The 25,058-nt window shown below is 64.2% G+C and carries 18 protein-coding genes; 7 read left to right on the top strand and 11 right to left on the bottom strand.

What is annotated here, in order from left to right; genetic code table 11:
• Positions 1-56 precede the first annotated feature (56 nt).
• The 3 genes from V5738_RS03475 to V5738_RS03465 are packed head-to-tail and all read left to right on the top strand — an operon-like array spanning position 57 to position 6,120.
• Positions 57-1,556: an efflux transporter outer membrane subunit gene (locus tag V5738_RS03475; protein WP_423823017.1), complete on the top strand. Its 1,500-nt coding sequence runs from the start codon at positions 57-59 to the stop codon at positions 1,554-1,556.
• Positions 1,553-2,962, top strand: coding sequence for an efflux RND transporter periplasmic adaptor subunit (locus V5738_RS03470; protein ID WP_423823016.1), 1,410 nt, complete (start codon positions 1,553-1,555; stop codon positions 2,960-2,962). The genes V5738_RS03475 and V5738_RS03470 overlap by 4 nt, the downstream gene beginning before the upstream one ends.
• Positions 2,959-6,120 (top strand): efflux RND transporter permease subunit, encoded by a 3,162-nt coding sequence (locus tag V5738_RS03465; RefSeq protein ID WP_423823015.1) that lies wholly within the window; start codon positions 2,959-2,961, stop codon positions 6,118-6,120. Before V5738_RS03470 ends, V5738_RS03465 begins: the two co-directional genes overlap by 4 nt.
• Positions 6,121-6,171: 51 nt before the next feature.
• Here the strand turns inward: V5738_RS03465 and cynS are convergent, their stop codons facing one another.
• Positions 6,172-6,618, bottom strand: coding sequence for a cyanase (gene cynS / locus V5738_RS03460; protein WP_423823014.1), 447 nt, complete (start codon positions 6,616-6,618; stop codon positions 6,172-6,174).
• 399 nt (positions 6,619-7,017) lie between these two features.
• Here cynS and V5738_RS03455 point away from each other — a divergent pair, with 399 nt between their 5' ends.
• A complete protein-coding gene (locus tag V5738_RS03455; RefSeq protein ID WP_423823013.1) occupies positions 7,018-7,386 on the top strand; it encodes a hypothetical protein in 369 nt (122 codons plus the stop codon).
• On the opposite strand, the gene V5738_RS03450 is transcribed toward V5738_RS03455, so the two are convergent.
• From V5738_RS03450 to V5738_RS03420, 7 genes are read right to left on the bottom strand one after another with little or no spacing between them, the layout of a single operon-like run.
• Complete coding sequence (locus tag V5738_RS03450; protein WP_423823012.1) at positions 7,377-8,249, bottom strand: SDR family oxidoreductase; 873 nt, start codon at positions 8,247-8,249, stop codon at positions 7,377-7,379. The two genes, V5738_RS03455 and V5738_RS03450, sit on opposite strands and share 10 nt — an antisense overlap.
• Before the next feature lie 12 nt (positions 8,250-8,261).
• Positions 8,262-9,437, bottom strand: coding sequence for a heme biosynthesis HemY N-terminal domain-containing protein (locus tag V5738_RS03445; protein ID WP_423823011.1), 1,176 nt, complete (start codon positions 9,435-9,437; stop codon positions 8,262-8,264).
• On the bottom strand, positions 9,437-11,518 hold the full coding sequence (locus V5738_RS03440) for a uroporphyrinogen-III C-methyltransferase (RefSeq protein ID WP_423823010.1): 2,082 nt from the start codon (positions 11,516-11,518) through the stop codon (positions 9,437-9,439). The genes V5738_RS03445 and V5738_RS03440 overlap by 1 nt, the downstream gene beginning before the upstream one ends.
• Positions 11,519-11,550: 32 nt before the next feature.
• Positions 11,551-12,321 carry a uroporphyrinogen-III synthase gene (locus V5738_RS03435; protein ID WP_423823009.1) on the bottom strand — a complete coding sequence of 257 codons (771 nt, stop codon included), beginning with the start codon at positions 12,319-12,321 and terminating at the stop codon, positions 11,551-11,553.
• A gap of 44 nt (positions 12,322-12,365) precedes the next feature.
• The gene (gene hemC, locus V5738_RS03430; protein ID WP_423823008.1) at positions 12,366-13,286 is read right to left on the bottom strand and encodes a hydroxymethylbilane synthase; all 921 of its coding nucleotides are present in this window, start codon (positions 13,284-13,286) and stop codon (positions 12,366-12,368) included.
• A 24-nt stretch (positions 13,287-13,310) separates the two neighbouring features.
• A complete protein-coding gene (locus V5738_RS03425) occupies positions 13,311-14,042 on the bottom strand; it encodes a LytR/AlgR family response regulator transcription factor (protein ID WP_423823007.1) in 732 nt (243 codons plus the stop codon).
• Positions 14,039-15,088, bottom strand: a complete 1,050-nt coding sequence (locus V5738_RS03420) for a sensor histidine kinase (RefSeq protein WP_423823006.1) — start codon at positions 15,086-15,088, stop codon at positions 14,039-14,041. Before V5738_RS03420 ends, V5738_RS03425 begins: the two co-directional genes overlap by 4 nt.
• An 81-nt stretch (positions 15,089-15,169) precedes the next feature.
• Here V5738_RS03420 and argH point away from each other — a divergent pair, with 81 nt between their 5' ends.
• The gene (gene argH, locus V5738_RS03415; RefSeq protein ID WP_423823005.1) at positions 15,170-16,570 is read left to right on the top strand and encodes an argininosuccinate lyase; all 1,401 of its coding nucleotides are present in this window, start codon (positions 15,170-15,172) and stop codon (positions 16,568-16,570) included.
• 276 nt (positions 16,571-16,846) lie between these two features.
• Here the strand turns inward: argH and V5738_RS03410 are convergent, their stop codons facing one another.
• Positions 16,847-17,713 carry an NAD(P)-dependent oxidoreductase gene (locus tag V5738_RS03410; protein ID WP_423823004.1) on the bottom strand — a complete coding sequence of 289 codons (867 nt, stop codon included), beginning with the start codon at positions 17,711-17,713 and terminating at the stop codon, positions 16,847-16,849.
• 41 nt (positions 17,714-17,754) lie between these two features.
• Here V5738_RS03410 and V5738_RS03405 point away from each other — a divergent pair, with 41 nt between their 5' ends.
• Positions 17,755-20,796 (top strand): DUF748 domain-containing protein, encoded by a 3,042-nt coding sequence (locus V5738_RS03405; RefSeq protein ID WP_423823003.1) that lies wholly within the window; start codon positions 17,755-17,757, stop codon positions 20,794-20,796.
• A 444-nt stretch (positions 20,797-21,240) separates the two neighbouring features.
• On the opposite strand, the gene speA is transcribed toward V5738_RS03405, so the two are convergent.
• Complete coding sequence (gene speA, locus V5738_RS03400) at positions 21,241-23,097, bottom strand: biosynthetic arginine decarboxylase (RefSeq protein ID WP_423823002.1); 1,857 nt, start codon at positions 23,095-23,097, stop codon at positions 21,241-21,243.
• A 63-nt stretch (positions 23,098-23,160) separates the two neighbouring features.
• Between speA and speE the strand changes: the two genes are divergently transcribed.
• Positions 23,161-24,012, top strand: coding sequence for a polyamine aminopropyltransferase (gene speE, locus V5738_RS03395; protein WP_423823001.1), 852 nt, complete (start codon positions 23,161-23,163; stop codon positions 24,010-24,012).
• Here the strand turns inward: speE and V5738_RS03390 are convergent.
• Positions 24,009-25,034 (bottom strand): hypothetical protein, encoded by a 1,026-nt coding sequence (locus V5738_RS03390; RefSeq protein ID WP_423823000.1) that lies wholly within the window; start codon positions 25,032-25,034, stop codon positions 24,009-24,011. The genes speE and V5738_RS03390 overlap by 4 nt on opposite strands.
• Positions 25,035-25,058 lie beyond the last annotated feature (24 nt).

The raw sequence follows: 25,058 nt of genomic DNA, 5'->3' as shown, positions 1-25,058 counted from the left end.
ACATCGCATTGATGCAGTCAGCGCATCAGACAATTCGCATGGGCCGATGCGGGCTGATGCTTTTTATTCTACTGGTGGCCGGCTGTGCCACTCGTCCGATCGACAAGCTCACCGAACCGGCCTTCGACATGCCGTCGCGTTTTCCCGACAGCGGCGATACGCCGCTGGCCAATCATTGGTGGACGGCATTCGACGACCCGGGCCTGAGCCAGCTCATCGACTATGCGCTGACCCATAACTTCACGCTGCAATCGGCTTATGCCCGGCTCCAGCAGGCCCGAGCCACGGTCGCCAGCCAGCGCGCGAATCTGTTTCCCGAGATCACCGGCTCAGCCGGCGAAAGCGCTACCCACCGCTCCAGTTCCAGCTATTCGCTGTCCGGCGTCGGGACCGGCAGCGATGCCACCAACGGCACCGCAGGCGGGCTGTCGTTCGACCAGGACTCGGGAACATCCTGGTCGGACCAGCAGAGCCTGGGACTGTCGGCCAGCTACGAAGTCGACCTGTTCGGGCGTATCCGCAACGGCCTCGAGGCCGACAAGCTCACCCGGCGGGCACGCGAGTCGGCGCTGCAGTCCGCCGCGGTCACCCTGTCCGGCAATATCGCCAGCCAGTGGTATCAGTATCAGGAATATCGCGACCGCGTGGCGCTCATCCAGGACCAGATCGAAACCAATAGAAACGTTCTGGAGCTGACCACCTACAGCTTCAACAACGGCCAGGCCGCAGCCGCCGACGTACTGCGCCAGCGCCAGACCGTGGCCTCCAGCCAGGCCCAGCTTGCCCAGGCCAAGGCTCAGGTTGTGGTTGCCCGCCACGCCCTGGCGGTGCTAGTCGGCCGGTCGCCGTCGGCCTTCGACCCGCCGCCAGGTAAGCTGGTCGGCCTGCCGCTGCTGCCGGATACCGGCATTCCCTCGACCCTGCTGATGCGCCGGCCGGATGTCCGCCAGGATTATTTCACGGTCGCGGCAGCCGATCGCGAAGTCGCGGTCGCGCTGGCGGCGCGCTATCCACAGTTGTCGCTGTCGGCCGATTATTCCGGCAGCACCAATGTCGGCAGCCTGTTTTCCAACTGGGTGCTGCAGCTCGGTGCCCAGCTGACCCAGCCGATCTTTGACGCCGGCCAGCGCGCTGCCGAAGTACGACGGACCCGGGCAGTGGTCGATGAAAACGTCGCCGATTTTCAGCAGACCCTGCTCGAAGCCGTGCAGGAGGTCGACGATGCACTGGTCAACGAACGCCAGCAGCGGGATTATCTAGCCAAGACCGCGCAGCAGCTCAAGCTGTCGAAACAGATCGTGGCCAATCTACGGCTGCGCTATCTGCGTGGGGCCACGAACTATCTGGATGTGCTCGATGCCTTGCTCAATCGCCAACAACTGCAGCTCGACAACCTGAGCGGCCGCTATCAGCTGCTCGACTATCGGATTAATCTTTATCGCGCCCTGGCCGGCCCCATCGATGCACCCGCCATCGGCCGCAGCGGCCCGGATACGGCCACAGACCAGGATGCCGGCGATCACGGCACGGCCACGGGGGAGCACACAGAATCATGAGTTCGAACGAATCCAATAGCGTCGCGCCGGCCCGCCGGCCACTCTGGCGCCGTCTTTTGATGGCCGGTCTGCCGGTACTGGTATTGATCGCTGCGATCGCCCTGGCGCTGGTATTCATGTCGAGCCGCCCGACCGCGCAGCGGCATAAAACCGATACCCCGGCCCAGGCGCGTCTGGTCACGGTGACGCCGGCCGAGGCCGCGCCCCAGTCGTTGATGATCTCGGCCAATGGCACGGTCGAAGCAGCCCAGTCGACCCAGCTGCGGGCCCGGGTCTCCGGCCAAGTAGTGTCATTGCAGGACAACCTGGCGCCCGGCACTCGCTTCGAAAAAGGCGCAGTGCTGGCTCATATCGACGACGCGGACTATCAGATCGCGCTCAATCAAGCTAAAACCCAACTGGCCGATGCCAAGGCCTCGCTGGCGACGGAAAACGGCCAGCAGGCCGTGGCCAAGCGCGAACTGGATCTGGTCGGCGCGAACAACGTTAGCAACAAAGAGCGCAACTTGGCCCTGCGCGGCCCCCAGCTCGCCCAGGCCAAGGCCAACGTCGAATCGGCCCAAAGCGATGTCGCCCAGGCACGCCTGAACCTGGAGCGCACCCAGGTCAAGGCGCCGTTCAACGGTATCGTGACCTCGCGCAGTGCCTCGGTGGGCGATGTGGTGTCGTCCTCCGAGACCCTCGCCACCCTGGCCGCCACGGATAATTACTGGGTCGATCTGTCGCTGCCCGTCGATCAGCTGCGCTGGATTCATGCCGCGGACCCGAACCATGACACCGGCACCGACGCCCAGGTCTACTATCCAGATGCCTGGGGCGATGACGCTTATCTTAAGGCGCATGTCCTGCGCATCCAGGCCAGCCTGGAGGATCAGGGCCGGCTGGCGCGGGTGCTACTGACGGTGCCCGATCCGCTGGGCGATCAGACCTCGGACGGCCACAGCCTGTTGCTCGGTGCCTATGTCAACGCCGAGCTGGCGGCGGCGATGCCGAGCGGCAGCGTCGTGGTGGATTCGGCCTTCGTGCGCGAAAACAATCATGTCTGGGTGATGAGCGACCAGGACACGCTGGATATCCGTAAGGTCAAAATCGCCTATCGCGATTCGACCCGAGCGGTGATTTCGGCTGGCCTGCAGCCAGGCGATGAAGTCGTGACCAGCGACCTGTCGGCACCGATCCAGGATATGCCGATCCGCGTGGAATCCGATACCCAGAACATGGCCCAAGCCAAGTCCAAGAGCGATGACCATCCGGCCCAGGCCAATCCGAAACCGAACGACAACCGGCCCCAGGCACGGGCCGAGCCGACACCGGCAACCAAGCGCCGACAACAGATCGCAGCCCGGCTGACGCTGGCGCCGGCCTTCACTCGGCTGAGCCAGCCGGCCTCGGAGCAACGCTCGTGAGCGAGGCCGATCGCAACGACGATACCGGCCATGGCAAGCTCTCCGGGCCGCTGGCCTGGATGGTGCACAACCGGGTCACGCCGAACCTGTTGATGTTCGTGCTGCTGATTGGCGGACTGTTCTGTACCAGCCTGATCAAACAGGAAGTCTTTCCCCAGTTCTCGGTGCCATACATCCAGGTGAGCGTGTCGTATCCCGGCGCCACGCCAGAGCAGGTCGAGCAGAACATCGTTCTGGCGATCGAATCCAAGGCCCAGGATATCGACGGCATTCGGGAAACTACGGCCGAAGCCAGCGAAGGCGCGGCCCAGGTGGTATTCAAGCTCGACGACGGCGTCAATATCCAGACCGTCTACCAGGATATCCAGCAGGCGGTCTCGCAGATCACGACCTTTCCGGCCAACGCCGAACGTCCGGTGATTTCGACCTTCACCGGCGGCAATCGCAGCGTGCTCGACATGCAGCTCTACGGCAATGTTTCGCAGACCGCGCTGCGGGCCTATGCCGAGGATGTCCGTGATCAACTGCTGCAGTCGTCGAAGATCACCTCGGTCTCGCTGGAAGGCACCCAGACCTATACCGTCAACATCGAAGTGCCCCAGCAGCGCTTGCGGGCCTATGGTCTGACCCTGCCGGAAATCGGCAACCGGGTCGCCGAGGCAGCCGTGGACGTCGGCGGCGGCCAGGTCGATACCCAGTCCGGCCAGATTCTGCTGCGGCTGAACGGGCGGCGCGACAAGGCCGCCGAGTTCTCGCGTATCCCGATTCTGACCACCGCTGACGGCACGGTCATCCATCTCGGCGATATCGCCGAAGTCAGCGATGGTTTTCTCGACTCCAATACCGAGGCCACCTACAACGGCATGCCCTCGATCGGGATCGCGGTCTCGCGGGTCGGCGACCAGACCCCGACCGCGGTCTCCGAGGCGGCCCGCGAGGCGATGCAGAAAGTCGCCGAAACCATGCCCCCCCAGTTGCACTACGCCATCAACGGCGACCAGTCCGAGGTCTATGACCAGCGGCTGAAGCTATTGCTCAAAAACGCAGCCATGGGACTGGCCCTGGTGCTGATCGTGCTCAGCCTGTTTCTCGACCTGAAATTGGCGTTCTGGGTCACCCTCGGCATTCCGACGTCGTTCCTGGGCGCGTTTCTGTTCCTGCCGATGTTCGGCATGACCATCAACATGGTCTCGATGTTCGCGTTCATCATCGCCCTGGGGATCGTGGTCGACGATGCGATCGTGGCCGGCGAGAACGTCTACGAAGCCCGTGAACGCGGTGCCGGCATGTTCGAGGCCGCGATCATCGGCGCCCGCGAGGTGGCCCTGCCGATCACCTTCTCGATTCTGACCAACATCGCGGCCTTTGCCCCGCTGCTGTTCATTCCGGGCTTTTTAGGCAATATCTTCGAGACCATTCCGGTGGTCGTGATCACCGTGTTCGTGATCTCCTGGGTCGAGGCGATGCTGATCATGCCTTCGCACCTTGCGCACGGCAAAAACCGGCGCAGCAACCGGCTCTCGATGGCCATCTACAACCGCCAGCAGGCTTTCTCGCGCGGTTTCTCGACTCTAGTGTCGCGCTATTACCAGCCGTTCGCGGCCCAGATGATCCATCATCGCTATCTGACCGCGGCCACTGGCGTAGCGGTACTGATCCTGGTCCTGGCCTGGGCCGCCTCCGGGCGCATGGGCTTTTCGCTAATGCCCAAGGTCGAATCCGATCATGCCGAAGCCAGCCTGACCATGCCCTACGGCACACCGATGCCGGTCATGGAGCAGACCCGTACCAAGCTGCGCCAGGCCGCCGACGACGTCGCCGCCCAACACGGCAACGATCAGCTGCTCAAGGGTGTGTTCGCGACCATCGAACAGAACACGCTCGAGATGCGGGCCTATCTGACCTCGCCCGGCGTACGTCCGATCAGCACCGCGCAGTTCTCTAACGAGTGGCGCACCGCACTCGGCGACGTGCCCGGCCTGCAGTCTGCCCAGTTCCAGTCCGATGCCGGCGGCCCGGGTTCGGGCAAGGATCTGACTGTGGAATTGTCGGCCCGAGACACCGACATGCTGGACAAGGCCGCCCAGACCTTGGCCGACCGGCTGGCCGATTTCCAGGGCGTACACGATATCGACTCCGGGGTCGCCCACGGCAAGCAGCAGCTGTCGTTCACGCTCAACGACAACGGCCGCTCGCTCGGCCTGACCAACGAATCGGTCGGCGCCCAGGTACGCGCTGCGTTCTACGGCAACGAAGCACTGCGCCAGCTGCGCGGCTCCAACGAAGTGCGGGTGATGGTGCAGCTGCCCAAGGTCGAGCGCGACAGCCGGGCGGCCGTACGCAATCTGCTGATTCGTACGCCCAACAACACCTATGTGCCGCTATCGCAGATCGCGAGCATCCAGCCGACCCATGCCTTTACCACGATCAAGCGCCACAACGGCCAACGCACTATCGACGTGACCGCTAACGTCACGCCGCGCAGTGCAACCAACCGGATCATGAACACGCTCAACAGCAGTGTGCTGCCGCAACTCAAGCAAGACTATCCGGGGCTGGCCACCGGCTACAACGGTATTCAGGAAGACGTCGCCGAGTCGATGCATGCGATTTTCGTCGGCTTCGTGATCTCGATGGTGCTGATCTACATCCTGCTGGCGATCCCTTTCCGCAGCTACATCCAACCGGCGATCGTCATGCTGGCGATTCCCTTCGGCGTGGTCGGTGCCATCATCGGGCATACGATCATGGGCTATTCGCTGTCGGTGATCAGCCTGTTCGGCGTGCTCGCTCTGGCTGGCGTGGTGGTCAACGACTCGCTGGTGCTGATCTACTATGCCAACACCTTGCGCGACGAGGGGCGCGGTGCTGCCGAAGCCGTACGCCTGGCGGCAGTGCGCCGTTTCCGCCCGATCATCCTGACCACGCTGACCACCTTCGGCGGGCTAGCGCCGATGATCTTCGAAACCTCGCTGCAGGCCCGGTTCATGATCCCGATGGCGATTTCGCTCGGCTTCGGGATTTTGTTCGCGACCGGCATCACCCTAGGCCTGGTGCCCTGTTTCTATGTGATCGTCGAAGACATCAAAACTGGGCTTATGCGCCGTCTCGAACGCCTGAGCGGGCACCACGCACATGCGCTCGACCACGAGGGGTGATCGAAGCTCTCGATCTGCGGCCGGCGGTTGATCTGCCGGCCGCAGGCCGCCCTACCAGCGTACGTAGGGCAAAAATTTGCCGTTCATCGTGATCTTCACGCGGTCGCCCTTGGGGTCCGGCTCGCGCTCGACATCGAGCTTGAAATCGATCGCCGACATGATGCCGTCGCCAAATTCCTCATGGATGCAGTCTTTCACCGCCGGGCCGTACACCGCCATGATTTCGTAGAAGCGATAGATTAACGGGTCGGTCGGCACCGTCTTATCCATCCATTGCCCCTTGAGCGGCGGTTCCTGCAGCGCTTCGGCGATCTCGTCGTCGAGGCCCAGCACCGCACACAGCTTATGCGCGATGTCCTCGGTTGCCGAGGCTTCGCCCAGACAGGCAGTCGCGGTCCATACCGGCGCCATGCCGATCGTCTCGGCGATATCGTCCCAGCGCAGCCCCTTGGCTTTCTTGGCCTCGAGAATGGCGCGTTTCATCTGCGGCTTGTCCATGACCGATCAGCTCCTCTTATGTAACGAATGAGACCGCCTCGAGGCGGCCCTGGGATCGGTGCAGAAAGCGTGCCACGCCGGTGATCGACGGGTTAAGTCGGGCCGCTTGTTCCCACGGCTCGCGGCCCATCCATCGGCCGGGCGCGCCCTTGGACGTCTTTGCGATGGCCACTCGCTCTTCGCCCCGGCCCTCGACGTTATCCTTTTACCGACCGGGGCGCGTATCCTAGACAGCCGAACCCTGCTCGATCCGTTGTTTCGATGTTCGCGATCGCTCGTGCTGTTACCGCTGTCTTGTTGTCTGGCCTGCTGCTGTTCGGCTGCGCCAACCAGCCGGCATCCAAGGCTCCGCAAGCCTCTTCCGGGGGGAATCATTACGCACCACGGGAATCGATCATCGTGCCCGATCAGCAGACCGTACTGGCCGATAAACTCAGGCAAGCATTGGCCGAACGCGGCTGGCACCTCATCGGCTACAGCAAGGATATGACCAGCGGGCATGCCGATTACCAGGCGATGGCACGTCAGGCCAAGTATCGACTGACCCTGCTCGGCACCTCGATCGGGCACTGCCGCAACGGTGATCCGAGCTTTCTGTATCGTATCGCCCTCATCGAAAACACCGGGGGCAGCGTGCCGGTGGCTTTATCCGGTGCCGACTGTCTGTCGCCGATCATCGACGAATTCTCGACCGATCTGGACGAAAAACAGCTGGCCCCGATCCCAAGCCATCCGACCGGACCCGCCGCTAACGCGCCTCAGTCGTAACCTGGGGCCAGCGCCGGATCGCCGCGTAGGCTGGCGATCAAACCGGCCCGCAAATCGGTGAACTGCAGCCGAACGTCGGTTTCGCTGAGCAGCCGCGCATTCGACAGCCGGCGCGACTCAGCCAGAAACGACAGCCGCATGGCCGAAAAGCGCTGCCGGGCCTCGGCCCAGTCGATCTTCGGCGGCGGCGCCACGCCCAGCAGTTCGGCCAAGGTGTCGTAATAGGCCGAACGCCGGGTCGGCTGGCCGTCGCAGACATTGTAGACCCGATTCGGCCAGTGCCGATTCGCGGCCGCCCACACGACGCTGGCCAGATCGTCGATATGAATCCGGTTGCTCCAGCCGCCAGCGCTGTCGGCGAGCACCGGCTCGCCATCCAGCACCCGCTGGACTGGCAATCGATCCGGACCGTAGATCCCCGGTGCACGCAGGATCATGGCATGGGGTGCCCAGGCACGGATCTGCTGCTCGGCATCGACCCGACGACCCGCGCGTGCCGTCGCCGGCTGGAGCGGCGCCGTTTCATCGATCCATTCATCACCGTGATCGCCGTAGACGCCGGTGGTGCTGATATATACGACATGGGACGGCACCTCAGGTAGTGCCGCCAGGACAGCCGCCATGCGCGCATCGGTCTTGCCTTCAGGCGGCGGCGGCGCGCTATATATCAGTCGATCGCAGGCCGGCAGCGTCGGCGAAACCGAGACGTCGAGATCGATCTGGCGCGAGACGCCACCCACCGCCCGCACATAGGCCGCGGAGGTGTCGCTGCGTACGATGCCGGTAACCTGCTCTTGGGCCGCCACCGCGCGGGCGGCGACCCGTACTCCGGTATCGCCACAGCCGACGATCAGGCTATGCATGCCCGAAGCTCATTACGAGGCGCGTATCTCCAGGCCTTGGCGGTAGGCTGCTCGAGCCTCGTCGTTCTGATCGATACGTTCGAACAGATGCCCAAGCTCCAACAACGCGTCCGGGCGCGAGTGCTCTTTTTGGCTGGCCTCGAAATAGCTGCGCGCCCGGCCCCAGAGCTGGCTACGCAGGCACAGCCGACCGGCCACCATCAACAACTCCGGCTCCTTGCCGTAAGCCTTGATCCATTCTTCGACGGTGGCGAGCTGCTCGGTATGTTCGCTGCACCGCAGATCGCCGAAGATCAGCGCCAGCTCCGGGCTGAACTGTTTCTTCATCGCGTTGCGGATCACGTTCGCGGCCTCGTCATCGGCCCGGTTGGCCCGTAGACAGCGCGCATAGTGTGCGACCACCTCGGGCTTGTCGCGCAGATCCTTGGGCATATGCCGCCAAGTAGTGGTCAGACCACCGATCTCGCTTTGCTGGGACAGCCGCTGCTGATAGGCGGCGATCGCCATGGTCTCGATGCGCTCCGGCGACAGCGCCGCATGCTTATGCAGATCGCCGAGCATGGCATAGATCTGGCCGTAGTCCCCACAGGACATCGCGTACTCGGCATACATCCGCAGTACCCAGGGATGCCGCGGTTCGAGCTCGTAGAGCCGGGCCAGGGTCGCCTGCGCTTCGGCGCTCTGCCCGGCCGCCAACTGTAGTTCGGCCTGGGTCAGCAGCACCGCCAGTTCGCTGACCGTCTTACGGGCCGCGGCTTTTTCCAGATACCGGTCCCGATCGGCGAGGTGATTCTGGCGCTGGGCAGCCTGGGCCGAAAACAGATGGTTCAGACCGGGCGCCTCGTTGGACTCAGCCAGGGCCTGCAGATCCTCCTCGGCCAAGGCCCAGCGGGCTTCGGCCATGTGCTCCAGTCCCGCATACAGCGAACGCCGCGCCTTGCGCTGACGACGACGGCCGAAAAAGCCGCGGATGTTACTGGGGGCAAAAACCAGGGTGATCAGCAGTCGCCAAACCATGGCCAACGCCCAGATGCCCAGCAACACCGCTGCACAGGCGAACAGCAGCGAGGTTTCGATCTGCCAGCCGCTGAACGAGATCAGCACATAGCCTTGATGGTGCCGGAACACCAGCGACAGCAGGATCCCCAGTAGAACGAATACGAAAAAAGCCAGCAGCAGACGACGCATTACGAACTCCCCGCCGCGTTGGCGTCATTCGAACCCTCGGGATTCGACTGGCCGGAATTGCCCGATGCCTTGCCGTCGTTTTGCTGGTTGCGCGCCATGATGCGTCGCAAGGTCTTCAGGCTGGCCGACAGATCCGGCGCCTGCCAGTCGAGTTTGACATGCGATAGCTGGCCAAGCTCGTCCAGCACCGACGACACCTGGCTATTGCTGGTATCGAAATAACGCTTGATCCAGTCGCGCGCCTCGTCGATGGCATCGTGGTAGGTCTGGGTATTGCCATCCAACAATGCCAGCCGCGCCATCCGAAGCTGCAACTGCAGATTCTGGGTCAGGAAGAACGCCTGATCCGGCGCCATCAGGGCCGGCGCATTCTCGGTGCCGTTGGCTCGCCGGATGGTGACCATGCGCGTTAGCGCATTACCGACCGAGTCCACGAACTGGTGCCACTTCTGGGACAGCCGGATACCGGCGAAGCTGCCGTTCTGGCCGTCGCTCTGGCTACCGTCCTGGCCTTGATTCTGGCTACTGCCATCACTCGAACCATCGCCCGAGCGCTGGTTCTGATAGCTCGAGGGCACATTCGAATCCAGCGGCAGCTTCGGAATCTGGCCGATTACGTTGGCCAGCCGCAGCGACAGCCCTTCGACGTCGGTATTCGGCAGCGCCTTGAGGGCCGCGATCTCGTCAGCGATGTTGGCCCGGACCGGATGCAGCTGCGGATCGCCGGCCCGCTGGATCGCCTCGTCAGCGAGCTCCAACGCTCGCCGCGCCCCTTCCGGATCACGCTCGACCTGAAGCCGCTGGTTGGCGGCCTCGAGCAGCAGCGCGATGCGTTGTTCGACGAACCGCTCGTGGTTGCCGCCCAGCTGATCGGACAGCTGGCTGTTGCGCGCCTGAACGTGCTGCAGGGATTGCTCGAGCTGATTGATCTGCTGCTGGCGCTGATCCAGCGTACCCGCCAGCTGATCAATACGCTGTGACTGCTGCTGCATGTTGTCGCGCATGTCGGCCAGCTTGGGCATGACGACCTTCTGCACGTTCTTCTGCAGGCCCTGCTCAACGGTGTTCACCCGCGAGTCCAGCTCGGCCAACCGCTGCTGGCCGCGGTACCAGAGCACGCCGGCTGCCGCGGCCGCCAGCAGCGCAAAAATCAACGCCACGACGGCGATGATCACGCCCAGCCGCCGGCCGGAACCGCCGCCGCTCGTGCTGCCGGCTCGTTTGCCGGCGCCAGCGGCGCCGCCGGCAGCGGCGGCCGCCGTGCTCGACTTGCTGTCTTTGGTCGAGCCCGATTTGGATGCTGCACCACTCGTGCCCGAAGCACTGCGATCGGCGTTCTTATGCGCGCCGCTGCCTGTTTTGGCCGCCGAACCGCTGCCCGAGGCACTGGTCGCACCGGACTTGCCGGCGCCCGACTGACTGCTTTGCGCGGATTTCGAAGCCGAGGATCCTGGCGCGGTGCGTCCCGAGCTGGAGGCAGCTGCCGTGGACTGACCCGAGCCTTGGTTAGATCCCTGCTTGGATGCCGGGCCAGAGCCTTGGGCCGCGCTCTGGGTCTTGTCCTTGCTGACGGCGGCCTTGTGCTGGGTACTGGCGCGCGCGCCAGACGAATCACTCGTGCTGGCCTGCTGGGCCGAGGGCGCCGCGGCACTGCCGGAGGTCTGACTACCAGCCGATGCGCTGGCGCTCTTCGAGCGGCTACCGGTTTGCTGGGCGCTGCCGCTGGCGGGGCTGCTTTGGGCGCTCGCTGGCGGGTTGTCGCGCGCTCCGGCGCGGCTCGAATCCGCGCGATCGGACGTCGTCTTCTCGCGATTCGGCTCCGACTGCGCAGCCGGCTTCTGGCTCGACGATTGTGTCGTCTCGCTCGCAGCGGCCGGCGTGGATTTCGAGGCGTTGCCGCTGCTCTGGGAAGCGCCCTGGGCACCGCTGTCGGCGCCGCCCTGGTTCGTATTCTGGCCGCCGCCCTGGTCCTGGCGCGGGGCATTCGGTTTCGACGTCTTCGACGACGCTGTGTCGGCGCCGCTCGACGCCTTGTTCCCGCGTTGCTTGTCGCGGTTCTTGTCGCGCTTGTCTTGGCTCATAAGGTAGCGGCTTCCCCCGGTAGGCGTGGTCTTTATTGTCGCCGGGCCGACCAGATGCGGTCCAGCGCAATCACCGCGCCGGATGCATCCATGCGCTCGATCACCACCGGTTCGACGGACCAATCGATATCGTAGCCGGCTTGTTGTACCACACGCCGGCTGGCAGCCACCAACCCGAGCCGGCCGAGCGCCCTGCGTTGATCGGCGGTCAGGCGCTCGCTCAGGTTCTGCCAGGATTCGCTGCTGGTGATCACCAGCGCATCCGCGCCGCCGATCAGTTCGTCTATCCGCGCCGGTGCGATCGCTGCCGAACAGCGCCGATAGAGCGCGATCTTGTCGATCTGCGCACCGCGGGCGGCCAGCGTATCGGCCAGTTCCGCGCGCCCGCCGTGGCCGGCCAAAACCGCGATCCGGCGATCGGCAACTTCGGCCAACTCGGGCATGGCCAGCAGGCCTTCGCTATTGCTGGTCGCTGGTGTAGCGACCCGCTTGCCGGTCTGTTCGACCAGCGCCTCGGCGGTGGCCGTGCCGACCGCAATCAGCCGCCCGCGCGGGCACCAGCCCGGGCGCAGCCGGGCAATGCCCGCCACGGCATTGGCCGAGGTCGCGATCACGCAGTCAGCCTGTTCTGCGCGCGCCAGCCCGGCCGCGGCCGCAGGTTCATCATCGGGCGGCGCAATGCACAGCAACGGCTCGACCACGACCTTCGCCCCGGCCGCGATCAACGCCTGCCGCCACGGCTCGGCGCGCTCGGCCGGCCGGGTCAGCCAGACCGTACAGCCGGATAGATCGGGTTCAGCCATAGCGACAGCGTCTTCCAATCGCGGGCGGCGGGCCACCGCATCGCTCAGCCCAGGTCGGCCAGAATTTGATCGGCGCCCGCGGCCAGCAAACGCTCGGCCAGAGCATGGCCGAGTTCAGCGGCTTCGCCGGTCGGGCCGGTGATCTGGTCGCGAACCATAACGCTGCCGTCCGGCCGGCCGACGCAGGCGCGCAGATGCAGATGTACGCCGTCGTGGGTGGCATGGGCTGCGATCGGCAGATGACAGCTGCCTTCCAGCCGGCTGTTGACCGCGCGCTCGGCATCGATACGGATATGGGTGTATTCGTCGTCGAGCGCAGCGATGCGCTCGGCGGTGGTGGCATCGTCGGACCGGATCTCGATGCCTAGCACGCCCTGGCCGATCGCCGGCAGACTCTGTTCCGGGGTGAGCTCGCAGCGAATCCGCGAAGCGATCTCCAGGCGCTCCAGACCGGCGCAGGCCAATAGGATCGCGTCGTAGTCGCCGGCGTCGAGCTTGGCCAGACGGGTTTGCACGTTGCCGCGCAGACTCTGGATTTCCAAATCCGGGCGCAGGTGCTTGATCATGGCCGCGCGCCGCAGGCTGGAGGTCCCCACCACGGCCCCCGCCGGCATCGTTTCTGGGCTGTCGTAGTGGTTGGAGACAAACGCATCCAGCGGACTACCTGGGGCCAGTACCACCGGCAGCGCGAAGCCGGTCGGCAGTTCGGCCGGCACATCCTTCATCGAATGTACCGCCAGATCGGCTTCGCCGTTTTCCAGCGCGGCCTCAAGTTCCTTGAGGAACAGCCCCTTGCCGCCAATCGCCGACAGCGGCCGGTCGGTGATGCGATCCCCCTCGGTACGGATCGGCAGCAGCACCACATCGACGTCTGGCAAGGCAGTGGCCAGCCGGGCCTGGACGTGCTTGGCCTGCCACATCGCCAGTTGGGATTGGCGGGTGGCGATTCGCAGGGTCTGGGTCATGAACGCTTCCGAAGGCGGTGAATGTCAGGAGCCGAGCAGCGCCCGAACTTCGGCCAGGCGACGCCGCGACACGGGGACGTATTGCTCGCTCTGGCGCAGGCTCAAGCAGGCGCTGCCATCGGTATTGTATTTCAGACCGGTCACATGGGCACGAGCGACCAGGGCCTTGCGATGCACGCGCATGAAGTTATCGGACAACGACTGTTCGAGCGTCGACAGCGACTGCTCGATGAGCAGCTCGCCCTGCAGATGAAAAACCGAGGTGTATTTCTGGTCGGCCCAGAAATACAGAATGTCGCGGATCGCCACCCGTTCGATACCATCCCGGGTCCGCGCGCTGATGTAGCCCATCGGCCCACCGGCTTCTGGGTGGCCGGCGAGTGCGGCGTACTGGGCCCGGCTCGGCTGTCGTGCCCGGGCTAGCGCGGCCGCCAGGTCCTCGCGCCGCACCGGCTTGAGCAGATAGCCGTCGGCCTGGCTGTTATGGGCCGACAGGGCATGTTCGCTGTGGGCAGTCACGAAGATCACCGCGGGCGGCAGATCGGTCTCGGCCAATTCGCGAGCGACCTGCAGGCCGTCGATGCCGGGCATATGCACATCCAGCAGCACCGCATCCGGGCTGAGTTCCGAGACTCGCTCGATAGCGGCCTGCCCTTCGCCGGCCTCGCCGACCACGGCATAGCCCGGAAAGGACTCGATCATACGGCGCAGTCGCTCGCGCGCCAGCGGTTCGTCGTCGACAATCACCACATTCATGACGGTGTTGATGTTATCTGTGGCAGTTCCAGGGTTACCGTGAACCACGTATCGTCGTGAGTGAAGTCCAGCCGGGCTGCACCGTCGTAGGCCAGCGCCAGCCGTCGCTCGATGTTGGCTACGGCCTGGCGATGTCCCGGCGCCCGGCCGGTACGGGCGGCGACCGGGTTGCACACCTCGGCATGCAGGCGCCGGCTCTGGACCCAGGCCCGCACGCGTACGGTCCCACCGGTAGCCAGTCGCGCCACCCCATGCCCGATCGCGTTCTCGACCAGCGGCTGCAGGCATAGCGATGGCAGCCGACATTCTCGGGCGGCCTCGGAGAGGTCGACCTCCATGCGCAGCCGATCGCCAAGGCGCAGTTTCTCGATCCGCACATAGGCTTCGACCAGCGTCATTTCCTCAGCCAGAGTGATTTCGACCGGGGCGTCCGTATTGAGCCGGGCACGCAGCAAGGCCGACAGATCTTCGAGCGCGGTTTCGGCAGCCTGGGGCCTGAGCTCGACCAGAGCCGCGACGCTATTGAGCGTATTGAACAGAAAATGCGGCTCGATCCGAGCCTGCAACGCTTCCAGCCGGGCTCGCATCTCGGCTTCGGCGTGTGCAGCCCACGACGCTCGCAGCCAGAAATAGCGGAGCGCCAACGCGGCCACCACGGCACATACGCCGAGGCTGCGTGCGACGAACACATGCTGGGTACTGTTTTCGAGCAGCAGTTCGAAACCGGTATAGCGCCCAGCGGCGAAGGTGATCTCGGTGATCGCCAACGTGACCAGCAACAGGCTCGCATACGACAGCGCGACCACGGTGCGGGTCGAGCAATGGCCGGCATAGCGCCGGATCAGGCATAGCACGGCTGCGCTGCAGACCCCGATCCATTGTAGATAGACCGACAGCAGAAACAGCAACCGCCAGAAGTTGGCCGATAGCGAACTGCCCAGCGCCAGCAGCACCGCCACCGCTTCACACACCAGCAGCACGCGGATCACCCGCGAGCCGGTGCAGAAATCGGGCAGGATGGCACTCGGTTTATCGGACTCTGACATCGTCACAGTCTTCGAACAGCCGCGCCGTCGCGTCAAGCCGTTGCTATACTCGCGCGCCACCCGCACGCAACGGATGCGACCATGAGCACGCAGTCGAGCCACCAGACCTGGGGCGGCCGGTTCGCCGAAGGCCCGGACGCCCGCGTGGCGGCTTTTACCGAATCGATCTCCTTCGAGACCCGGCTGGCCCCCTACGATATCCGCGGCTCGATCGCGCATGCCCGGATGCTGTCGACCATCGGCGTACTGACTGCCGACGAGTTCGAGGCTATCGCTGCTGGGCTGCGCGCTATCGAGGCCCGGATCGCAGCCGGCGAATTCCCCTGGGATGCCGCCCTCGAAGACGTACACATGAACATCGAGGCACGGCTGACCGAAGACATCGGCGCGCTGGGCAAAAAACTGCATACCGCGCGTTCCCGCAATGATCAGGTCGCGACCGACGTACGGCTATGGCTGCGCGATACCGTCGACGCCCTGATCGCCGAGGTCGATCGGCTACGCGCCGGGCTGATCGAGCTCGCCGAGCGCGAGGCAGATACCATCATGCCGGGTTTCACCCATCTACAGGTTGCCCAGCCAGTGACCTTCGGCCACCACATGCTGGCCTGGGAGGCAATGCTGGCCCGCGACGCGGATCGTCTGGCCCAGCTGCGCGACCGGGCCAATCGCCTGCCGCTCGGCGCGGCGGCCCTGGCCGGCACGACATTCAATATCGACCGCGAGATGGTCGCCGAAGAGCTCGGTTTCAACGGGGTGATCGACAACTCGCTGGATGCAGTCTCGGACCGGGATTTCGCGATCGAGTTCGTCTCGGCCTCGGCCACGATCATGATGCATCTGTCGCGGTTTTCCGAGGAACTGATTCTGTGGATGAGCCCGGCCTTCGACTTCGTCGAGCTGCCGGATCGCTACTGCACCGGCTCCTCGATCATGCCGCAGAAAAAGAATCCGGATGTCGCCGAGCTGACCCGCGGCAAGACCGCCCGGGTACAGGGCCATCTGACCACCCTGCTGACGCTGATGAAAGGCCAGCCGCTGGCCTACAACCGCGACAATCAGGAAGACAAGATTCCGATGTTCGACACCGCCGATACGGTCGGCAACTGTGTCGCGCTGTTCGCGGACATGATCCCGCATACCGTGGTCCACCGGGACACCTGCCGCGAAGCAGCCCGCCGCGGTTTCGCGACCGCGACCGATTTGGCCGATTATCTGGTGCGGGCCGGGGTGGCGTTTCGCGATGCCCACGAGATCGTGGGCAACTGTGTCTCGCGGGCGATCGAGGCCGACTGCGACCTGGCCGAACTGCCGCTGGTCGAGCTACAGGCGATTTCCAGTGCGATCGGCGAGGACGTCTACGAAGTCCTCACGCTAGAAGGCTCGGTGGCGGCCCGGGCGCATATCGGGGGCACCGCCCCGGATCAGGTCCGCGCGGCGGCAGCACGGGCCCGCAAAGCGCTGGGTCACTCGCCGGCCTAGCACTTGTGCGAATGCTTTGGGAGGCTGCCGGCTGATCGCCGGCAGCGCCATGCCGATAGCGGTTTCGTTGGCTCCCGAGACATAGGCGCCAACGCTCTCGTCTGCTCGGCAGCGACCTACCGGCGCCTTGATAGCCGCGCACTCGAAAACGCGGCTCGAAAGATTCGACAATAGTCGCCCAGCGGCCAGCCGGCCCCCGGGCGCGCATCTGCGTACCCTATAGCGATCGACGGGCGGGCACGTTAGGCCACACCTGTCCGGTCTTGTGCGCAGCCGCTACTTGTCGAACAAGTCGGCCCGGGCGCGATACAGCGCCGAGATATCCTCGTCGCCGTGGCCGTCGGCCATCAGCCGATCGTATTCCTCGCGGGTCTTTTCCGACAGCGGCAGCGCGCCGTCGTTGAGCTCGGCCATATGCAGGCAGATGCCTAGATCCTTGTGGTGATGCTTGAGCTTGAAGCCCGGCTCGAACACATCGCGGACCATGGTCTTGCCGCGATGGTTGACGAACCAGTTGCCGGCCGCGCCCGAGCCGACCACGTCGACTACCTTTTCCAGTGGCAGATCGAGCGCTGCGGCGAAGCGCATGCCTTCGCAGACTGCCTGGTTGATACCAGCAACCATGACCTGGTTGACCGCCTTGGTGGCCTGACCGGCGCCGACCGGGCCCATATGGGTCACGCCCGAGCCCATGGCTTCCAGCACTGGTTTGATCCGTTCGAAGACGGCTTCGTCGGCCCCGACCATGATCGAAAGCGTGCCGTTTTTGGCCCCTTCCGTGCCGCCGGACACCGGCGCATCGACGAACGCGGCCCCCGTCTTCGCCACGCGCTCGGCGGCCTCCCGGGCGGTATCGCTGGCCACGGTCGAGCAATCGATGACGGTATGTGCCGCGGTCAGCGAGCCGGCCAGGGCATCGACCATTTCCAGCACATCGGCATCGGCCGATACACACAGCACCAGCACTTCGGCGTGCTCGGCGGCCTGGGCCGGCTCGGTGACGACGGTGGTCGGGTACTCGCCGGCAAAGGCATCGGCCCGGCTGGCAGTGCGATTGTAGACCGCAGCCAGCAGGTCCGCGGCGTGTAGATTCGCCGCCATGCCATGGCCCATGCCGCCCAGTCCAAGAAACGCGCTTTTCATGATGTTGTTCCCGTGCGTGATTTCGGATCGATGATAGGCTTTTGACCCTGAAGGCCCAAACCAACGACGGCATGGCAGATCAACGCAGCGCTCGCTGGGCGCTCATCGCAGCAGGCGCGCTGTGCGTAATCGCCGCCGTTCTGATCGTCGCCCCGCCCTATGTGGTGCGATACCTCCTCCAGGATTACCTGTCCTCGTACGGCATCCAGGCCCGAATCGGCAATATCGACGCCAATATCTTCACTGGCCAGTTGCGCATCAACGATGTACACGGCCAGGGGCCGAACGGCGACCAGGCCCGGATAGGCCAGCTTGCGCTCAATATCGACTACCTCGCCCTGTTCGACAAACATATCGATCTCGAGCGTGTGGCTCTGTTCAAGGCCCGTCTGCCGGTACGCCAGAGCGCCGACCAGGGGCTGCAGGTTCTAGGCATACCGCTATCGTCGAGCCAGTCCAAAAAACAATCGCAGAGTGCCTGGGGATTCGGCGTCGGCGATGCCGAGCTCGCCGACGTGGTTTTGCACTATCGTGGCCCCGAGCGTAAAAACCGGCCGGCCATCGTTCAGCAGGTGACCGTACCCCAGGCCAGCGCCGGCCGCTTTGCGACCTGGCAGCCGAACCAAAGCACGCCGATCAATCTGCAACTGGCGGTCGCCGACGGCCAACTGAAACTCAAAGGCCATGTCTCGCCTCTGGCGCCGAAACGAGGGGCGCAGGTCAAACTGACGGCGCAACGCTTTCCGATGCCGGCCCTGGCGCCCCTGGCTCGCATCGCTGGCTGGCAGGGATTGAGCGGCAGCCTCGATGCCCACCAGGACCTGAACCTGAGCTACGACGCCAAGCAAGGGCTGAACCTCGATATCAAGGGCCAGACGCGCTGGCAGCAGGCCCACGTCACTACCAGCGGCGACACCCGACTAGACAGCCAGCGCCTAGCCTGGGATGGCCAGACCCATCTCACGCTCTGGGAGGGCGGCCAGCCCGGCCATGCCGAAGCCCAGGGCAAGCTGGACATCGCCGCGCTCAAGATCCGTCGTCCTAATCAACTGCATTTCATCCAGAACAGTGCACGCTGGCAGGGCAAGGCCAATATCTCGCTAGCCGACCAGGCCACCCGGCTGACCACCCACGGCGACCTGACCGCTACCGGGACAACGCTAGAATCCCCGGGCTGGCTGTCCCTGTCCAGCGATCAAGAAAGCCTGCATGGCCAGCTGAACCTGAGTTTCGGCCAGGAACAGTCGGTGATCGACAGCGACGGCCGCTTCACCGCGCAGTCGATGTCGTTTGCCATTCCCAACACTGTCAGCTTCGGCACTCAGACGCTGGACTGGCACGGCAAGGCCTCCACGGCGCTGTCTAGCGTCGGCACGCATATCCTCACCGATGGCTCGCTGACTGGCGACGGCCTGGACTTCAAGGTCCCGGAAACCATGCAGGTCAGCGCCGATCACGTCGACTGGCAAGGCAACACCCGCATGCTCAGTGCGATCCTGTTTTCACGGGTTGCCGATGGCCGCCTGATCGCTCGCAACCCGCGTGTGGAGATCGCCGGTACGCCTACCGGCATCAGCGCGGATCGATTCAGCTTCAACGGCCAGTATGCTGAACGGCCCGATACCGATAACGACCAACTGCGACTGACCGTCACCGGCAACGCCGCCGGTCGCGATTTCGCGGTCACTAATACTGCGATCGATGCGCCCTGGGTGGATGCCATGCAGGTCCAGGCCGACGACATTGATATCAACAGTCTGAACCACATCGGCTTCGATACGCTCAAGGCCAGCGGCGTGCGGATGCTGGGCGATACCAATACCAACAGTGCCGTGTTGCAGGCGGTCACCATGAACGCCGACCAGTTTGCGCTGGCCGACCTCGGCCATTACTCGCTACGCAAGCTGGTTATCGGCGGCGCGAACGTCCATACCCGCCGCGACGCTTCCGGCATGGGCGTGATCAGCGAATTCATGCAGAGCATGAGCGGGGGCAGCAGTTCGGGCTCGCAGGCCTCCGGTCAAGGTTCTTCTGAACCAGCCCACAACAGTGCTGGCCAACAGAGCAGCTCGACCTTCGTGCTCGATCATTTACAGCTCAAAGGCCCAGCGCTGGCTTTCGTAGATACCACCATGAGCCCGGCAGTGCGAATCACGGGCTCTAACCTCGACTTCACGCTCGACGGGCTGAATACCGCCTCACCAGAACAGGACGCCAGCTATCAGCTGTCGGCGGATATCGGCGCCTATGGTCATTTCGACAGCCGCGGCACGATCGCACCGTTGGCCCCCGGCGGGCCCAATATGGATCTGAATGCCTGGCTGCGTTCGCTCGCCCTGGCGCCGTTATCCGGCTATCTGGATGCCGCCATGGGACGCAAGATCGCCAACGGCGCGGCCGACGGCACGCTCGATCTGTCGGCCAGCCACGGCGAACTCAAAGGCGAGCTGGATACCACCATTGCCAATTTCCGGCTGGCCAACAGCGCGACCAAGCAGACCGACATCGCCTTCGGTATTTCGATGAACACTGCCCTCAAGCTGCTGCGGGGCAGCGACGACCTGATCAACTTCGATACCAAGATCGTGGGCGACGTGACCAACCCCTACTTCTCGATCAACAACCTGGTCCGAGAAGCCGTGCTCGCCGGATTGCGTACGGCGCTGCTCAGTGATTATTCGCCAGTGGGCCTGCTCAACAACGCCAAGAACAAATTCCTGAATCTGTTTCGCTCGGTCGAAGACCGGCCGGCGTTTTTTGCCCCAGGCAAGCACTATGTCCAGCCCGACGATCGCAAATACCTGACCCTGATCGCCAAGGGCATGACGTCGCATCCAGACTGGACCCTGCATATCGCCGGCCAGGCCGTACCGGCCGATACCAAGCCGATGAACCTGGACGGCGCCACGGCCGCCGAGCGCCATGCCCGGCTGGAAGCCCTCGCCAGAAAACGCCAGGGCGCGATCCGCGACTATCTGGCGGCCCGCAACGTCAATCCGGATCGGATCCTGGCCAGCGACCCATCCGTGCTCGATAGCACCGATGCCCGCCCTGCAGTCACATTCTCTCTGGACAAAAAATAGCCCGCCTCAGGCCATCGACGGCCATCGCGAACAAACATACGATCCCCCTGGCATGCCGGCGTATCGCATGGCCCGCAGCGATCCGGCCGCCACTACGCCCCGCGTCGGATTCAGCACAGCCGCCGCACAGGCCGAGCCAATCCACTACGGTCGGTCTGAGACCATCGTTGCCTTGGTTTGATTCATGCCTATCGTAGGTTTTGCCGACAAACCATCGTTTAAAACTGCATACGACCGATTTCGCCGCCGAGGCGACCGTTTCAGCAGCCGCGGCATCCAAACTGCGTGCCCGGCAGCAATGGCACCGGCTCTGCGTCAGCCTTCTCTGGCACGTATTACCGCTAAACGACACGCCCGCGGTTGGCCGATACCATCCGGCGGCCGGCCTGCCATGCGTGATCGCCCGAGCCATCGGTGCATGGCGATGGCCAGCGACCAGCGTATCTAAGCATCGAGCAGATAGGTATAACCGGCCAATCCGGCTTCCAGCAGGGCTTCGCAGTCGGCACGCTCGCGGACGCCCAGGCCGGCCGCGGCCAGCTTGCGCCGATAGGCGCTACGCAGTGCCTCCGGTTCGAAATGCACATACCGCAACAGCTCGTCGGCCCGATCGCCGTGCTGGGCATCGGCCAGCTGCCAATGGCCATCATGCGCCTCGACGTTGACCACATCGGTATCGCCGAACAGGTTGTGCATATCGCCCAGATTTTCTTGATAGGCGCCAACCAGAAAGATCCCCAGCCGATAGGCCTCGCCGGGTTTGAGGGCATGCAACGGCAGGGTGGTATCCACGCCGTGGTCGTCGACATAGCGATCCATGCGCCCGTCCGAGTCGCAGGTCAGATCGCAGAGCTGGGCATGCTGGGCCGGCGCCTCGTCCAGCCGCGCCAGCGGCATGACCGGGAATACCTGATCCAGCGCCCATACGTCCGGTACCGACTGGAACACCGAGAAGTTCACGAAATACTTGGTCGCGAGCTTTTCTCGCGCGGTTTGGATCGCTGTACGATCGTCGGCATCGGCCGGCGTCCGTTCGGCCACCGCGCGATACACCGCGGCCGCCGCACGCTCGGCCTCGGCTCGGTCGGCCATACCGATCTCGCCAGCCACGAAACGTGCTTGAACAGCAGCCAAATGGGCTGCGGCCCGATCGAGCTGGGCCGAGGCCGAATGGGTGGTGTCGAGCCAGGCGGGGGCGACGTCGACACTGCTCTCGCTATCGATGACCTGGGTCAGAAGCACTGCATGATGCGCTGTCAACGCCCGGCCGGACTCGCTGATGATATCCGGGGCCGGCAGGTCGAAGCGTGCTGCGACCCGGGCCAGCGCCCCGACCACCACATCCGCGTAATCGGCCACGCCATAGTTCATCGAACAGAACGAGCGCGCGCCCCGGCCTTCATAGTCCACGGCCAGCCCACCGCCGACATCGACCGTATCCACTGGCGCGCCGAGCGCTCGCAGGCTGCGATACAGATGGGCGGTTTCGTCCATCGCCCGTGCCAGCGCGCCCTGATCGGCCACCTGGGAGCCGATATGGACATGCAGCATGGTCACGCAGTCGAGATAGCCCAGTCCGCGTAGCTGCTCGATCGCGGCCATGACCTGATCGGAGGTCAGGCCGAACTTGGATTTCTCGCCGCCGGTATTCTGCCAGTGCCCGGCCGCCACGCTCGCCAGGCGTACACGCAGACCGAGCCGCGGCCGCAGCCCCAGGGCAGACGCCAGCTCAGCGATCGGCGCCAGTTCCGAAGGTTTTTCGACCACGATATGGACCCGGTGGCCCAGCTGCTGGCCGACCAGCGCCAGCCGCAGAAACGCCCGATCCTTGTAGCCGTTGCATACGATCGTCGAACCCGGGCGAGCCAGCGCCAGCACCGCCATCAGCTCGGGTTTGCTGCCGGCTTCCAGCCCGGCCCGGTCGCCACCGGCGCGTACCAGCTGTTCGACTACCGTGCGCTGTTGATTGACCTTGACCGGATAGACCACCGTGTAAAGTCCGGCATAGTCGTGGGCCGCACGCGCCGCATCGAAGGCATCGGCCAGCCGATGCAGGCGATCCCCCAGAATATCGGTGAACCGCACCAGTACCGGCAGGCGCAAGCCGGCGGCCTGGATATCGTCGGCCAGACGATCGAGATCGATCCCGGCAGCGCCTGCGGTTGGCCGGACTTCGGCGTGCCCGTCGGCGTTGATACCGAAATAGCCGTCGCCCCAGGTGGCGACCCGATACAGCCGGCGGGCGTCGTCGATCGTCCAGGACGCGTGATTTTCCAAAGGGTCTCGAGTAGAAGCAGACATCATCTATACTGCGGATCGATCATCAAAATAACGCCGCCCGCGGCGGCAGAGGGAATGCAAGCGATGGTAGCGGATGAATCGTGGTATACCGAGTCCAGCGACGAGCTGGGGGTGGGTTTTTCACTCAAGACCCGCGCCAAGTTGCATGAAGAAACGTCGGACTATCAGACCATCGCGGTCTACGACACCACCACCTTCGGCCGGCTGATGACCATCGACGGGCTGGTCATGCTGACCGACCGCGATAATTTCGTCTATCACGAGATGATGACCCACCCGGCGATCGCGGCCCATGGCTCGGTTGCCCACGTCGTGATTATCGGCGGCGGCGACTGCGGCACGCTGCGCGAGGTCGCCAAGCACGAATCGATCGAATCGATCACCCAGATCGAGATCGACGAACGGGTCACCCGGGTAGCCGAGCAGTATTTCCCACGGCTGGTCGAGTCCAACGAGGACCCGCGGGTACGGCTGTCATTTGAAGACGGCGTCGCCTGGATGGACCAAGCCGAGTCCGGCTCCGTAGATCTGATCATCATCGACAGCACCGATCCAATCGGCCCGGCCGAAGGCCTGTTCAACGAAGCCTTCTACCAGCAGTGTCATCGCGTGCTGGCTACACACGGCATGCTGGTCCAGCAGAGCGAATCGCCCCTGGCCCATGGCTCGCTGATCCGCGATATGCACCACGGACTGAGCCGGGCCGGTTTTGCGGCTACCCACTTGATCAGCTTTCCACAGCCGAGCTATCCGACCGGCTGGTGGTCGGCCACTTTGGCGGTGCGCGATAAACGCGCCCTAGCAGAGCCGGGCCAAGTACTCGGTTTTCATACCGACTACTACACGCCGGCCATGCATCAAGCCTGCTTTGCCCAACCGGCGTTCATGCAGCGGCTGCTCGACGACGCCGATTAACCACGATCGCCCAGCGCCGCGGCGAACGCCTGCGAGGCATAGAACGGGGCCAGCCGGTCGCGAATCAGCGCCTCCAGCAACCCTGTGTCGGCCAAGCCTTCGATGATCACCGGCGCCAGTTGCTCGGTTTCGGTCAGCAGGACATCGCGATCGATGCCGACCTGGCCCATTAGTTCGGCCAGGGTATCGTCGCCGTGCCGCGCCACATAGCGTTGCACGCCCTCGTCGATCATGCGTCCGACATATTCGGTTTCGCGCAGACTGCGCCAAACTTGCAGGCCATAGTCGATTAACCGCTGTAGCTCGGCCGGCTCGATCGCATCGGCCACCGACAACGGCTTGTCGGCCGCAGCTGCCCAAACTTCTTCGGCCAGCGCCCGGATGCGTTCGGCATCCAACGATTCCAGCAGATAGGCCTCGGTCCGGGCCAGCGTGCGGGCCGTATTGCTCTCGATATAAGCCCTCACCCGCGATTCGACCTGGGCTTCCAGACCCGGCATACGCCGGCTGACCGCAGCCGAAGAGCTTTTGAGCAGCCGCGAGACGCCAGGGATCGAGCGAATCGCATTGGAATCCGAAAAAATATAATCCTTGATGCCCTGATACAGAACGTCCGAAGCGAGTGCGGTATAGACCGGGCTGTTGAGCAACTGCTGAATCAGTCGTACGCGCAGCGATTCAAGCTCGACTGTCAGGGATACGCCCTCCTCGAACAGCGACTGGTCGATCACATCCCGTACCCGCGTATCGCGATTGACCTCGAGCCGCACCAGTTCATCTGCGATCGCACCGATCACCGCGGCCAGATGATTCGGCAATTCGATATCCAGAGCCAGCCGTTCGGCGGTAGCGCGCAGCGTCTCGACATCGACCACGGCGTTGAGCGTCGTTGTCTCGGCCCAGTGCCAGAAGACATCGACCAGTTCGGTGAGCCGCTGCTGACCGGTTTCGCCCCGCCACTGCGCCATCTCGAAGGCCACATGGGCTTCGAGCAGACGATCGGCGATCTCGGATTGCGACATATTCACCCTACTCCGCTCGGGTTG

The sequence above is a fragment of the Salinisphaera sp. SPP-AMP-43 genome (assembly GCF_049568105.1).
Classification (GTDB): domain Bacteria; phylum Pseudomonadota; class Gammaproteobacteria; order Nevskiales; family Salinisphaeraceae; genus Salinisphaera.
The sequence above is the reverse complement of the archived record's forward strand: the minus strand, read 5'-3'. Positions and strand labels throughout refer to the sequence as shown.